At 54.2% G+C, this 14,384-nt stretch carries 14 protein-coding genes and 1 tRNA gene; all 15 read left to right on the forward strand.

Annotation, left to right across the window (positions count from 1 at the left end; all coding sequences use genetic code 11):
- The first annotated feature begins 38 nt into the window (after positions 1-38).
- A complete protein-coding gene (locus VCJ09_RS21840) occupies positions 39-1,253 on the forward strand; it encodes a methyltransferase (protein WP_324732114.1) in 1,215 nt (404 codons plus the stop codon).
- 609 nt (positions 1,254-1,862) lie between these two features.
- A tRNA-Thr gene (locus VCJ09_RS21845) sits at positions 1,863-1,938 on the forward strand.
- Positions 1,939-2,106: 168 nt separating this feature from the next.
- Entirely contained in the window at positions 2,107-2,775 is a 669-nt protein-coding gene (locus VCJ09_RS21850) for a tyrosine-type recombinase/integrase (RefSeq protein ID WP_324732115.1), read from the forward strand.
- 14 nt (positions 2,776-2,789) lie between these two features.
- Entirely contained in the window at positions 2,790-3,110 is a 321-nt protein-coding gene (locus tag VCJ09_RS21855; protein WP_324732116.1) for a site-specific integrase, read from the forward strand.
- 100 nt (positions 3,111-3,210) lie between these two features.
- The gene (locus VCJ09_RS21860) at positions 3,211-3,507 is read left to right on the forward strand and encodes a helix-turn-helix domain-containing protein (RefSeq protein ID WP_324732117.1); all 297 of its coding nucleotides are present in this window, start codon (positions 3,211-3,213) and stop codon (positions 3,505-3,507) included.
- Positions 3,504-4,745: a type II toxin-antitoxin system HipA family toxin gene (locus VCJ09_RS21865; RefSeq protein ID WP_324732118.1), complete on the forward strand. Its 1,242-nt coding sequence runs from the start codon at positions 3,504-3,506 to the stop codon at positions 4,743-4,745. The genes VCJ09_RS21860 and VCJ09_RS21865 overlap by 4 nt, the downstream gene beginning before the upstream one ends.
- 1,167 nt (positions 4,746-5,912) lie before the next feature.
- The gene (locus tag VCJ09_RS21870; RefSeq protein WP_324732119.1) at positions 5,913-6,815 is read left to right on the forward strand and encodes a glycosyltransferase family 2 protein; all 903 of its coding nucleotides are present in this window, start codon (positions 5,913-5,915) and stop codon (positions 6,813-6,815) included.
- Positions 6,816-6,819: 4 nt separating this feature from the next.
- Complete coding sequence (gene rfbB / locus VCJ09_RS21875; protein ID WP_324732120.1) at positions 6,820-7,890, forward strand: dTDP-glucose 4,6-dehydratase; 1,071 nt, start codon at positions 6,820-6,822, stop codon at positions 7,888-7,890.
- On the forward strand, positions 7,887-8,783 hold the full coding sequence (rfbD, locus tag VCJ09_RS21880; RefSeq protein WP_324732121.1) for a dTDP-4-dehydrorhamnose reductase: 897 nt from the start codon (positions 7,887-7,889) through the stop codon (positions 8,781-8,783). Before rfbB ends, rfbD begins: the two co-directional genes overlap by 4 nt.
- Before the next feature lie 2 nt (positions 8,784-8,785).
- Positions 8,786-9,670, forward strand: coding sequence for a glucose-1-phosphate thymidylyltransferase RfbA (gene rfbA / locus VCJ09_RS21885; RefSeq protein WP_324732122.1), 885 nt, complete (start codon positions 8,786-8,788; stop codon positions 9,668-9,670).
- Positions 9,670-10,212 (forward strand): dTDP-4-dehydrorhamnose 3,5-epimerase, encoded by a 543-nt coding sequence (gene rfbC, locus VCJ09_RS21890; RefSeq protein WP_324732123.1) that lies wholly within the window; start codon positions 9,670-9,672, stop codon positions 10,210-10,212. The genes rfbA and rfbC overlap by 1 nt, the downstream gene beginning before the upstream one ends.
- 82 nt (positions 10,213-10,294) lie before the next feature.
- Positions 10,295-11,752 (forward strand): ABC transporter permease, encoded by a 1,458-nt coding sequence (locus VCJ09_RS21895; protein ID WP_324732124.1) that lies wholly within the window; start codon positions 10,295-10,297, stop codon positions 11,750-11,752.
- Positions 11,752-12,450, forward strand: a complete 699-nt coding sequence (locus tag VCJ09_RS21900) for an ABC transporter ATP-binding protein (protein ID WP_324732125.1) — start codon at positions 11,752-11,754, stop codon at positions 12,448-12,450. The genes VCJ09_RS21895 and VCJ09_RS21900 overlap by 1 nt, the downstream gene beginning before the upstream one ends.
- Before the next feature lie 12 nt (positions 12,451-12,462).
- On the forward strand, positions 12,463-12,933 hold the full coding sequence (locus tag VCJ09_RS21905) for a hypothetical protein (protein WP_324732126.1): 471 nt from the start codon (positions 12,463-12,465) through the stop codon (positions 12,931-12,933).
- Positions 12,934-13,054: 121 nt separating this feature from the next.
- Complete coding sequence (locus VCJ09_RS21910; protein ID WP_324732127.1) at positions 13,055-14,326, forward strand: hypothetical protein; 1,272 nt, start codon at positions 13,055-13,057, stop codon at positions 14,324-14,326.
- Positions 14,327-14,384 lie beyond the last annotated feature (58 nt).

Here is a 14,384-nt window from a genome sequence, read left to right on the forward strand (position 1 = left end):
GGGCGTTCACTGCCCCATCCAGGCTTGACGACACGACCATGAACGACTCCCCCCTCAGCGGCGACAGCCTGCTCCAGCGCTTCCAGGCGCTGGATGCATTTCTGCTGCAGCACCAAGCGCTATGGCAACCGCGGCCATTCACCCACCAGCAACTGCCGTGGGAAAACCAGCATCCAGAACTCGCCCACTGGCTCAGATCGCGCAGCCTGGAACAGGCCGAGGCCAACCACAATCAGCCACACCTGCTGGATGCACCCGCGCCCTTTGTCGAACTCGCTGCGCAAGCGCGCACCCTGGGCCAGATCGGCGCATTCGCGCCACAACCATTGCCGCCACTGCCGGCCCGCTTCTCGGTCGACGTCCCGGGCCGCAAATGGCAACAGATCCAGGCCTTCGCCGGCTGCCTGCAATTTCACCAACCGGCACGACACTGGCTCGACTGGTGCGCCGGCAAAGGCCATCTCGGGCGCATGCTGGCGCATGACGGGCGCCCACTGACCTGCCTGGAGCACAACCCCGAACTGGTACACAGCGGCCAACTGCTCAGCCAGCGCCTGCACCTCAACGCCCGGCATCTGCAGCAGGATGTACTCGGTGCCGATGCCGGCGCCCAGCTCCGCAGCGAACACACCCCAGTCGCCCTACACGCCTGCGGCGACCTGCATGTACGCCTGATGCAACTCGCCAGCGCGACCGACTGCCAGCAGCTGGCCATAGCGCCGTGCTGCTACAACCGCATCACCACCCCCAATTACCAGGCGCTCTCCTCAACGGCCCAGGCATCGGCCTTGCGACTCTCGCTGGATGATCTGGCCCTACCCCTTAGCGAGACCGTCACCGCCGGCGCTCGCGTACGCCGCCAGCGCGATCGCTCCATGGCCTGGCGCCTGGCGTTCGACGTGCTGCAGCGCGAACTGCGCGGCATCGACCAGTACCTGCCCACACCTTCGTTGCCGACGACCTGGCTGGCTAAAGATTTCGCCGACTACTGCACAGACCTCGCCGCCCTGAAACAACTGCCCGCACCAGACCCTTCAAGAAACTGGCAACAACTGCAGAGCCAAGGCTGGCAACGACTGGCCCAGGTGCGCAACCTGGAACTGCTGCGCGGCTTATTCCGCCGCCCACTGGAACTCTGGCTGCTACTCGACCGTGCGCTCTACCTGCAAGATCAGGGCTTCAGCGTGCGCCTCGGCAGCTTCTGCCCACGCCAGCTCACCCCGCGCAACCTGCTGCTGCTCGCTGAACGCTGAACGCCGCTGCGTTCACCCAAGTTGTCCACATTATCTGTGGATAACTGTGTTGATAGTTTCTGAGCAACCCCACCTAACGCCTCTACCATCGGCTCTCGCGGCGCCTGCTCGTTTTTTGAACAACAAATAAAAATCAATTAAAACATACACTTATAAAAATCAGAGAAATACCTCGCAAAACGCATGTGTACTCTCGCCAAACAACGTCAGCTTGTGCATAAGGATTTCGCAGCTAATCGCCAGAACCGCATTAAACGACCTGATTAGCCACACTCATCAGCCCGGAACGCCCCTTCCATAGCGGCGCGCCGCTGTTGCAGGAGAGCCGCTCAGGCGCGCAATTCTAGGTCGCAGAATGGCCTGCTTTCACCGCGGCGATGCGTACCCCATATGAATCTGAAAAATGCCGCAATCCCATCCCCTGGATGCACTAAGCAGAAAAATCCGGGAAGCATTTCCGAGCACGCAGTCCGCGCCCAAGACATACCCGAGAGCGCCGCCCACGCCTTGCCGACTTCAGACCGAGTGAGGCTTGAAAATAATCAGAATAAACAATGCGCAGACGTCTTTACTCGGCCAGATGAATGGATATAATGGCGCCCCTGAAATGCCGGTATAGCTCAGCTGGTAGAGCAACTGACTTGTAATCAGTAGGTCCCGAGTTCGACTCTTGGTGCCGGCACCATCTAAGCGTTTCATGCAGTGCCAAGCAGTGTCATGAAAACTCCAGAAAGCCCGCCCAGTGCGGGCTTTTTGCTTTATGCAGTGCCACTCAGTCCCACCCAAGCGCTTGCTATTTGAGTGCCCAAATAAGTACCTTTGAGTTGTTCAAAGAATCTTGGGTACTCAGCCTATGCCATTAACTGCCCTGCAAGTTAAGAACGCTGCCCTTCGCGACAAGGATTACGGCCTTGCTGATGGTAGCGGTCTATTCCTATGGATTCGCGCCGAAGGCGGTAAATCGTGGCGCTTTCGCTTTCGCCTAGATGGCAAACAGTCCCACATTTCTTTGGGCACCCTCGACCGAGTGACACTTGCACAAGCCCGACAACTGGCGGCCGAGGCTCGCCAGCTTGTAGCCCAAGGCAAGCACCCAGGGCAGGAACGCCAAGCTAAGCGAGTGCAAGAAGCGATAGCTCGAGCGAACACCTTCAAGGAACTTGAACTGGAGTGGCATCAGCACAAGACTCCTCGATGGTCCGAGGGCTATGCCAGCGACGTTATGGAAGCTTTCGAGAGGGATATTTTCCCGCAAATGGGAAACCTTCCCCTCGCGGATATCAAACCACTGCAATGGCTCTCCACCTTTCGCCGGATAGAGTCGCGTGGAGCCTTAGAAATCTTACGCAAGGCTCGTCAACGCTGCCAAGAGGTCTACCGGTATGCAATTGCTACCGGTCGTGCCGAATACAACCCCATCGCTGATATCGGCAGTACGTATTCCCAGGGCGCAGGCCAGGAACCACGCAGACGCAACCGTCACTTAATCGCGCTATGCGCCGTTTTTACGACAGCTACGTAAAGGATCAGGCGCGCATGGACGAAGAAGGGCTTCTGCGCGTGGCAGATGGCTACCCGCGACCGACCGTGCATGACTTGCGCCGCTCGGCGACCACGCACATGTCCAGTCGTGGCTTGGGTAAGGATGTGCGCAGCCGAATCCTGAATCACAAGGACCTGTCGGTGGACGCGATCTACGACCGCTACTCCTATTTCGATGAGAAGGCCGAGGCTCTTTCTGAGTTGCATACTTTCTTGCGAGGTCTGTTGCAGAAAGAGTTCGGCGACGTTGACTGGGTAGAGTTCTACGGGCGGCGCATGGAGGCTATCGCGGTTGAAGATATCCATGATAGCTAAGGCTCATAAATGAGCTTTTATTGATTATTTATAGGTTTAATGGTCTATATTTGATCCATTGATAGATCAGTTTTTAGGCGCAACCAGCAAGGCGAATTCGATGGCGCTCACCCATGCACTGTTCTCACCTAGCGAATTGCAGCAGCGGATCGGCGAGAGCGCCCGCGCTCTGCGTTTGGCGCAGAATCTCTCGCGCAAGACGCTGGCCGAACGGGCCGGTGTATCAGAATCGACCATCAAGCGTTTTGAAACGACCGGCCAGATAAACCTGGATGCGCTGGTGCTATTGGCATCGTCCCTCGGCGTGGCGCAGCAGTTGTCTGGGTTGTTTACGCAGGCGCAGCCCGTCTCGCTGGATGAACTCAAGCAGAGCGGACGAGTCCGGGGGCGCAAATGAAGAACGTGACCTCGGTCGAGGTACTGCTCGCGGGCACCCGGGTCGGTGAGTTGGTGTCAGTGCCTCGGCGCGGAACCTTTTTTGCCTACGACGAGCAGTGGCTGGCGACAGGGTTCAACCTCTCTCCGTTGAACATGGAGTTCAAGTCCTCCCCGCAGGCGGCACCTGATCCTCATCTGTTCGGCGGGTTGATGGGCGTGTTCGCTGACTCCTTGCCGGATGGCTGGGGCATGTTGCTGATGGATCGGTTCTTTCTGCGCGAGCGTGGCATTGATCGACGCGCCATTACGGCACTGGATCGGCTGGCTTACATGGGCGACCGCGCCATGGGTGCCTTGGAATATCGGCCTGTTTTGGAAAAATCCGAGACCGATTCATCACTGGATCTTGAGCGCTTGTACCAGGCTGCGCTTGAGGTCTACGAGGGTGACACAGAAACGACGTTGGATGCCTTGCGGTTGGCGGGCGGCTCGCCTGCGGGGGCGCGACCTAAGGTGGTCGTGGCGTTGTCACAGGACAAGCAGCGTTGTGCGTCGTCATTCAAAACGTTGGTCGAGGGCTACGAGCATTGGTTGGTAAAATTTCGTGCGCCAGATGAACACCGTGACACAGGTGCCATTGAGGATGCCTACGCGCAAATGGCCCGGCGTGCCGGGATCGAAATGGCGGAGCCTGCCCTTTTAAATGTGCAGACTGAGAACGGGGTAGAGCGCTTCTTCGCCGCGAGGCGTTTTGATCGTGACGGGGAGCGCAAGATCCACATGCTGACGGCATGCGGCATCCTTTACGCCGATTACCGAGCCCCCTCGTTGGATTACGGCGACCTGCTGCGCGCCACCTGGGCCATCACTGGGCATGCTGGCGAGGTCGAGAAAATGGCGCGTTTAATGGTCTTCAATGCGCTCGCGCACAACCACGATGACCATTCAAAAAACTTCGCGTACCTGTTTGATCAAGGGCGTTGGGTGCTGTCTCCGGCGTATGACCTGACCTTTGCGCGAGTGCGTGGCATGGCTGATGAGCACACGACAGCCTTTGCCGGAGCAGGACTGCCCACACGCAAGGCGTTGCGTAAGGTCTGTGAGGCCTTCAGCTTTTTAAAAGTGGATCAGTACATCGAGCAGACGCTGGATGCGCTGTCAGGTTGGCGCGGGTTATGTCGTGAACTTGATATTGCTGGGCAGCAAGAAGTTGAGATTCAGGCTGCGTTGGAGCAAGTCCGAAGTCGGCTTGGGTAATCGATAGGCTGGCTCGCGTACAGGTATACCAAGGAGGATCTAATGCTTCGTCGCCCCATTCACGATGAGGTCATGGGCTTGCCGCTCACAAAGGCATTTTCCGGGCGAGCATTGAATGATGGCGCCCCCTTCGCTTGAGGACTGGACGGCCAGACTTTTCACCCGCCCTTCCTAGGCGAGCTGGATGTTAGCTTTTTCTTAGCTTTGCTTAGGCCCGCGGTCGCCTCGCGCACGTGCGCGGCGCGGAATGTTCCGGAAATACTGTCTTTCGGAGTGTTAGTGGCGTCCTGATCCACAAATGATTACTAGCTGTTGGCGCTCCATTTTGGCTCATCAAAGCTCAAGCTGAAGTACCACATCAACCATTTCACTCCTGAATTCATAGACGGAGATGTTCAGATAGCGCAAAATTCGTCATTTTCGCGAAGGGTGTCACATTCGTGGCGTCAAAAACGCGGATTTTTACTCTGCTTTTGATTAATAAGCTCTTGCGCTGCAGCATGCCAATCCATTCGAGCGAAAGCTGGCAGCGAATCTACACGCCGGCCTGACGCTTGAGCTCGATCGCCAATCGCTTTCGCGCGTACTGGGCAGCGCGGCCTTACTGCTGGATAGAACGGTAACCGTTGACCTTCTGCTGAGCGCAGAAGGGGTCAGGATGAAGGCTGCAGAGGTCTCGGATGCGCTGCTGCCGATGTGGGCCGATTGCAGTGGCAACCTGGGGTATGCCCTCGGCTGGTTTACCAGCATGGCGAATATGAGCTGCGGATTTCGGTCTGCGCTCATGCTTTTTTCTGGATACACCGCCGAAAGGCTGTAGGCGTTTCAGGCAGGCTCTGAAGCTGCTGGCAGCTGAACCTAGGCGCTGTAAGCTTCGGGACATTGGTATGCCAAAAACAGCACAGCACCAGTAAATACAGACACTTATAGGTATGCCCACTCCTTGCTTGAGCGGCTAAAGCTGGCCGCAGCTAGGTTGGGCGAAAATATAATGGTAAAGTGCCATGCCCGCGATATCGCCGATTAAATCTCTTGACAATACTCTATTATTCAGCTTCTTACTTATACTCATAGGAAAGGGATTTTGTGCTTAGTTGCCTTGATTCTCATCTTGGTTCCGTCTGTGCCAAGTTGAGCGATTGCAGTACTGAAAAAGTCGCAATACTGATGTGTACTTACAACGGGGCGTCGTTTCTAGCCGAGCAGTTGGAGTCATTCCAACGGCAAACCCATCGTAACTGGACGCTCTATGTCTCAGACGATGGCTCCCAGGACCAGACCTTGCACCTTCTGCAGGTATCAAGCATTCAGTGGGGGGGGGGGGGGCGCCTCCAGATCGTTGAGGGGCCTCGGCGAGGCTTCGTTGCCAACTTCCTCTCATTGACCTGTCGGACACATATAAAAGCAGACTTTTATGCGTGGTCCGATCAGGACGATATCTGGAAGGAGGACAAGCTTCAGAAGGCATTAGTCTGGCTAAAGACTATTCCCGGTCACATTCCGGCGCTTTACTGTAGTCGAACCGAGCTGATGTGTGAGTCAGGCATGCTCCTTGGGTATTCACCAAAGTTCAGTCTTGCGCCGCATTTCTCCAATGCACTGGTTCAAAATATTGGTGGCGGTAACACCATGGTGTTTAACCAGGCTGCGCGTGAGCTCCTGCAAGAGGCGGGCGATAACTTGGCTGTCCCTTCTCACGATTGGTGGGCGTACCAGCTTATTTCCGGCGCTGGGGGGAAGGTCCATTACGATCCAGTCCCCACGGTGCTATACCGCCAGCACGACGAAAATCTGGTCGGCAATAACTCCTGTTGGATCGCACGATTCAAGCGTTTACGCATGGTTTTTCAAGGGCACTTTTACGAGTGGAATACTCAGAACATCCACGCGCTTGAAACAATGCGCCATCGCTTGAGCCAAGAGCATCAAGCGAAACTCACCCAATTCAAGGCTGCGCGCAGGCAAAAATTCATTCTAAGAATTTTAGGCTTCCAGCGGGCTGGTTTATACCGGCAGACCTTGTTTGGAAATCTGGGGTTGATCCTCGCGACTTTACTGAAAAAGATCTAAATCAATGACCATCTTAGTAACCGGCGGTGCGGGCTTTATCGGGGCGAATTTTGTACTGGATTGGCTGGCGCAGTCGGACGAGCCAGTGATCAACCTGGACAAACTGACCTATGCAGGCAACCTTGATAACCTCCGCAGTTTGGCGGGTGATGCGCGGCATGTTTTCGTGCATGGTGATATCGACGACAGCGCCTTGGTGGCGCGCCTGCTGGCTGAACATCAGCCTCGTGCCATTCTGAATTTTGCCGCCGAGTCTCATGTTGATCGCTCCATCCATGGGCCGGAAGACTTTATCGAGACCAATATCGTTGGCACCTTCCGCCTACTGGAGGCGGTACGCGCCTATTGGAAGAGCCTTGCGTCTGACGCGCAGCAGGCGTTTCGCTTTCTGCACGTGTCGACCGATGAGGTCTATGGCTCGCTAGGCAAAGATGAGCCGGCGTTCAGTGAACACCATCAGTACGAGCCCAACAGCCCCTATTCGGCGAGCAAGGCCGCCAGTGATCATCTGGTGCGCGCCTATCATCACACTTACGGCCTGCCGGTGCTGACCACCAATTGCTCGAACAACTACGGCCCCTATCACTTCCCGGAAAAGCTCATCCCGCTGATGATCGTCAACGCCTTGTCAGGCAAGGCCTTGCCAGTGTACGGCGATGGCCAGCAGATTCGTGACTGGCTGTACGTGAAAGACCACTGTAGTGCCATTCGCCGCGTGCTTGAAGCCGGTAGTGTGGGTGAGGTCTATAACGTCGGTGGCTGGAACGAGAAGCCCAATCTGGACATCGTTCACACCGTCTGCGCTTTACTGGATGAGTTGCGTCCGCGTGCCGACGGTCAGCCTTATCAGCAGCAGATTACCTACGTGACGGATCGCCCTGGTCATGACCGTCGTTATGCCATTGATGCCCGCAAACTCGAGCGCGAGTTGGGCTGGAAGCCGGCGGAAACCTTCGAAACCGGTATCCGCAAAACGGTGCAGTGGTATCTGGATAACCAGGATTGGGTCAGCAATATCCAGTCTGGCGCTTACCGTGAGTGGGTTGAGAAAAACTACGCCGGGCGCACGGCATGAAAATTCTCTTGTTCGGTAAAAACGGCCAAGTGGGGTGGGAGTTGCAACGCAGCCTGGCCCCTCTGGGTGAGTTGCTCGCGCTGGACTCCAAAAGCTCGGATCACTGTGGCGACCTGAATGACCTAGCGGGGCTGGCTGCCACCGTACAGCGCTTTGCGCCTGACGTTATTGTCAATGCTGCAGCTTATACCGCTGTAGACAAAGCCGAAGCCGAGCAACAGCCCGCGCGCAGAATCAATGCCGAGGCGCTAGCGGTGCTGGCCCAGGAGGCGCGGTGCTTGAATGCCTTGTTGGTGCATTACTCCACCGATTATGTGTTCGCCGGGCATGGCGATACTCCCTGGCAAGAAACCGATCCGGTAGCGCCGTTGAATGTCTACGGTTCCAGTAAGCTGGAAGGCGAACAGGCGATTCAGGCTTCTGGCTGTTCGCACCTGATCTTTCGCACCAGCTGGGTATATGCCGCGCGGGGCAATAATTTTGCTAAGACCATGCTGCGCCTGGCCCAAGAGCGCGACAGTTTGAATGTGATCGACGATCAGTTCGGTGCGCCAACCGGAGCTGAATTGCTGGCCGATGTTACCGCCCATGCCATTCAGGCTGTTCAGCAGCAGCCCGCGCTGGGCGGGCTCTACCACCTTGCGGCAGCGGGCGAAACCACCTGGTTTCGCTACGCCCAGTTTGTGCTTGAGCAGGCCGATGCGGCGGGTATACACCTAAGGGTCACCCCGGCAACGCTCGGTGCGGTAGCCACAGAGGCTTACCCTACGCCGGCCAAACGACCAAGCAACTCCCGAATCAATACCCAAAAACTGCAAAAGGCCTTTGCCCTGAACTTGCCTGAATGGCAAGCCGGTGTGGCACGGATGCTCACAGAAACACTAGAGAAATAAGCATGCTCAAACGTAAAGGAATCATCCTGGCCGGCGGCTCAGGTACTCGTCTGCATCCAGCAACACTGGCCATCTCCAAGCAGTTGCTGCCGGTTTACGACAAACCGATGATCTATTATCCGTTGACCACCCTCATGTTGGCAGGCATCCGCGACATTCTGATCATCTCCACGCCGCAAGACACTCCGCGTTTCGAACAGCTGTTGGGAGATGGTGGCAATTGGGGGCTGAACATTTCCTATGCCGTGCAGGCCTCTCCAGATGGCCTGGCGCAAGCCTTCATCATCGGTGAAGATTTCATCGGTAACGATCTGTCGGCCTTGGTACTCGGTGACAACATTTATCATGGTCATCATTTTAATGAGCTGCTGCAAAGCGCCATGACGCGGCAAGAGGGGGCCAGCGTCTTTGCCTATCACGTCAATGATCCCGAGCGTTATGGAGTGGTTGAGTTCGACGGCCAAGGCAAAGCCATTAGCCTGGAAGAAAAACCTCTACAGCCAAAGTCGAACTATGCAGTAACCGGCCTTTATTTCTACGATCAGCAAGTGGTCGAAATTGCCAAAAGCATCGAGCCGTCGCCTCGTGGCGAGCTGGAAATTACTGATCTGAACCGTGTTTATTTGGAGCAAGGCAATCTATCGGTAGAAATCATGGGCCGTGGCTACGCCTGGCTCGATACCGGTACCCACGACTCACTGCTCGAAGCCAGTCATTTCATCGCCACGCTTGAGCACCGCCAGGGCCTTAAAGTCGCTTGCCCTGAAGAGGTCGCCTTTCGGCAAAAATGGATCAGCGCCGAGCAGCTTGAAAAACTTGCAACACCACTCTTGAAAAATGGCTACGGCCAATACCTTAAACGCCTCCTGCAAGAGACGATTTACTAATGAAAGCCACACCGTTAGCTATTTCTGACGTCGTGCTATTTGAGCCCAAGGTGTTTGGCGACGAACGTGGATTTTTCTTTGAGAGCTTCAATCATCTCCAATTTGAGGAAGTTATTGGCCGCACTGTGCAATTCGTACAGGACAATCATTCACGTTCAGCCAAAGGCGTGCTGCGTGGTCTGCATTACCAGATCCAGCAACCCCAGGGGAAACTGGTGCGCGTAGTGCAAGGCGAAGTTTTCGACGTAGCGGTGGATGTTCGCAAAAAATCGCCGACCTTTGGCCAGTGGGTTGGGGCGTATCTGAGTGCCGAAAATAAGCACCAGCTCTGGGTGCCTGAAGGGTTTGCACATGGTTTTGTCGTGCTCTCGGAGTCAGCCGAGTTTCTGTACAAAACCACGGATTACTACGCACCCACCCATGAGCGCTGCATCAGCTGGAATGATCCGCAAATCGGCATTCAGTGGCCCTATGAAGGTACGCCGGCATTGTCGACCAAAGACAGCGAAGGCAAGCTCCTTGCCGATGCAGACGTGTTCTAAGCGTCCACACCTTAACAATGACATGATATCTACGCAGGGCCTGGCGCCCTGCGTTCAGTGACAATCCGGCAGACCATCCACTATGTCTCAAACAGAAACGCTTGCCCCGGCAGAGGCTTTTGCATTGGCGATGACGCCTATGCGAGAAGGCCGCTGGGCTGATGCCGCAGCCCTATGGCGGGTCTTCAGGGAGCAATATAAAGGACATCTCGCCCCCTGGTTACAGGGTGCTACCAGTTATATGCGTCAGGGGCACTACACCCAGGCCGACGAACTGCTGGCCCATGCGCGAATAAACTTTGCACAACATGCCGGCAGCTGGCTGCTCAGCGCAGAGTCAGCGCGACTGCAGGGCAGCCTCGCTCTCGAAGAGCGCTACCTGGCTCAAGGTCGGGAAGCGCTGGGCAATCACTGGGAGTTGTTCAGCCATTCGGCAGCGCTTGAATTGCGCCTAGGGCGTATTCAGCAAGCCGAGGCGTTCAATGGCACAGCCCGTGAACTGACCGCAGAGCGCATTGAACCCTGGGTTCAATTTGCTGAAATAGCGGAAAAGCAAGGCAACTGGGAGCAAGCCAAACAACGCTGGCAAGCAGTGATCGACCTGCGGCCTGACTTTACCCGCGGCTATAGCCAAATCGCTAATGCCTTTAAACAACTGGGCAGCCCGGCGGACGCTCGGCGTTATCGTCTGGCCGCGCAATACGGGCCAGATCTGCTGCAGCTACCTGTGGTCGTGGCACAAACGGATACAGACCCAAAAAAAGATAAAAGCCGCCTTAAGCATTTTCTGCAGTTGGTGAATACCAAAGCCATTCTTAATTTGAAGTCTGAGTCGGCACGCACCCACCTGAACTATGCCTGGGTCATTATTGAACCCTTGCTGCATCTGATTATTTACTACGTTCTGTTTGGCCGGTTGTTAAATACCGGTGTGGAAAACTACGGCCTTTTCCTGCTCAGTGGGCTGGTGCCCTGGATGTGGTTCAACAAGGCGGTAGCGACCAGTGCCACCAGCATTATCGGCGGACAAGGTTTGATGGTGAACAGCAACGTCAGGCCAGAGTTCTTCCCTTTGGTAAGCATCGTTCAGTCCACATACAAGCAACTGCCCGCACTGCTGCTGTTGCTATTGCTCGGATTGGTAACTGACGAAAAGAGCATGAGCTGGAGTTTGCTGTATTTGCCATTGATCATTGCCGTCCAGTTTTTGCTGACCGTAACCCTTGGCATGCTGCTGGCGGCGATCCTTCCTTTTGCCCGTGATCTAGCCAACCTGATTGGCACTGGCATGACCCTGCTGATGTTTATGTCCGGGGTGATCTACAACTACCAGGCCTTGCCCGGCACCATTGGCCAATGGCTGCAATACAACCCATTGACCCAGCTGATAGCCGCGTATCGCGATGTCATCCTGCAGGGCAGCACCCCCGATTTTCTCGGCCTGGGATATGTGGCTGTTTTTGCTGCGGGGGTTGGCCTGTTGAATGGGCTCATCTACAGCAAGCATCGGCGCAATTTTGTACGCAGAGGCATGGCCTGATGTCCAGAGTGGTCTTGTCGCTAAGCGACGTAGGTGTACGCTTTAAAATGACCGGCGCGGCAAGCAAGACCGGGGTTTTTGAACCGCTGAAAAACATCAATCTTGACATCTATGCCGGAGAAACCCTCGGCGTTCTCGGTGCTAATGGCGCCGGGAAGTCCACTTTACTGAGAATAATTTCCGGCGCCTTGAAGCCCGACTCCGGTCGGGTGATCAATCACGGGGCATCCGTGTCGCTACTCGCATTGCAGGCCGGGTTTGATAGCAATTTGACCGGCCGCGACAATGCCATCTTCGGCGGCATGTTACTGGGGCATCCTAGAAAGCAGGTCCTACAGCGGCTGGAGCAGGTCAAGGAGTATTCAGAGCTTGGTGACTTCTTCGATGAACCTGTGCGCAACTACTCAACCGGCATGGCGGCCCGGCTAGGGTTTGCCATCAGCACGGTGATCAGCCCGGATATATTGCTGGTGGATGAAGTATTAAGTGTGGGCGATGCGCACTTTAAGAAAAAAGCCGAACGCACCATGATGGAAAAAATAGCCTCGGGGCAAACCGTTGTCCTGGTTTCTCATTCGCGCGGCCAGATCGCTAACCTATGTGATCGATGTGTGATATTGAATCAGGGCGATTTGATTCAAGGCGCCACGATGGACGACACGCTGACGCAGTATGACCAGATCATGATGAATAAATAATAGGAGAAAATTATGTTACATAAAAAAACCACGGTAGTTCTGGCATCGGCTTTCGTATTTGTAGTGCTGGGTGGCTGTGATGATACGAGCAGCAGCAAGCCGAGTGAGCTTCTAAAAGTACAAAGCACGAAGTGCGCTCTAGATGTTATTAATGGTGATGGTGGCATGGTTGCATATGCCGATGGCGGTACCGTAAGTTTTGCCGGCTGGGCAGTGGACAGCAATACCAATACCACTCCTCCACTGTTGGATTTGATTCTAACCGGTGCGAATGGAAAGTCTTTTGTCTTCGAAGGCGCCGCTCGGTATGATCGCCCAGGCGTGGTCAAGGCTTTTAAGCAGGATGAGTTTTTGAAGTCTGGGTTTTCGCTAAAGGCTGATGTTTCAGCCCTGGAAAAAGCCACTTACAGTATTAGCCTGCAAATGCCTACCGCTAATAATTTGATAACGTGCAAAACAAAGAAAGTTATTGTATTGAAATAGCTGGACGTTTTTAAAATCGTAGACTTTCTAAAATCAGGCTGAAATAGCAGACTCCATTACTATGGGCCTGCTAGGGGCTTTATAAAACAGCGTCAAACATAATCGCTATTTGGATTTTTAAATGATTTTTTTCGACCAGTTAAAAAACAGACTGATGTACCCTGTAGCGTTGATGTACATTTCTTGGCAGTCAAAGGTAAGCTGGCTGAAGAGTATTGGTAAAAAAGATCAAGTACGATTTTCTGAGCCCTATGCTGGGCAGAAAATCATGTTGATGGCGCTGTATGAAAAAGGACGGATTCGTGAAGACGTCGTCGCCGCCATGGCCGCTGCCAGAGCGCTGGGTATTTATGTTATCGGTGTCAATACGCTGAAGCTTGGGACACCAGACGACTACCGCCACTGCATGGACTGCTATATAGAGCGGTACAACTTTGGCCGAGATTTCGGTAGCTATAAGTCAGGCTTTGGATACATCTACTCAAATGGTTTAGCCGAGACCTGCCCTTGCCTTTTGATGATTAACGACAGTGTATTTTTTAGTAAAAAACACATCTCAACGTTTCTCGAAAACATGCTAACAGGCACTGTTGAGGTGCTTGGCAGCACCGAGAACTTCGAAATAGAACATCATTTGGGTTCATTTTGTATCGCCATAACTAATCCCGTACTCAATAATGAAAAGCTTAAAAAGTATTGGCGGCGTTACACCTGTACTGATGTGCGCCCGGTGGTGATCAAGACCGGGGAGATGGAGCTATCTAAGACACTTAAAAAAATCGTCAGCTCCTCAGATAGCTTTCGATCGTTATATGATACGGCGCATGTTGCCGATTTACTGCAATCAAACCCTGATTTACTTGATCTGGTGGCTCAGCTGTCAAGGCGTTCTGATTCAGTCGGTTGGCCGAGGTTCTCGTTTGCAGCGGTGTCTAAGAATATAGTTGCCGGCTACTTTCACAGCTCGGCTGCAAGCTTGGGCGTTGGAGTGAATGTAGATCTTAACGATATTTCGACAGTCGCTTTGCACTACGCGAATTCGGTTAGTCAGTTTCAAACTTTTTTGCACCAAACAATTGCTAATGTGCAGGACGTAGACTCCAGCCTGGAAGTGGTGATAAAGGATGAAGTAATTTCACACTTTCTCGATTGTTTTACTCGAGGTTCGCAAATACACCAGAATAATGTCATTTTGCACAAGATAGGCCTGTCTATCATCAAGCTGGATGGCGTTTATCGTGGGATGTTTAACACCCGCGATGTGGAAAAAATAACAGAAGATCTAGACGTGGATCAGCAAGAAGTATTCCGCCGCATCATGTACTCTCGGCCATTTGGTAGCGCTGTGTTGTTCGGCTGGAGGCGGGCAGCGTTTGAGCGAGGGCTTATATAGGCCATCTGGTGACTAATAGTTTACGGTCAAGAGTTTAGTTGTTATTTTTTCATGCTTC

It is taken from the genome of Pseudomonas paeninsulae (assembly GCF_035621475.1).
Taxonomy (GTDB): domain Bacteria; phylum Pseudomonadota; class Gammaproteobacteria; order Pseudomonadales; family Pseudomonadaceae; genus Aquipseudomonas; species Aquipseudomonas paeninsulae.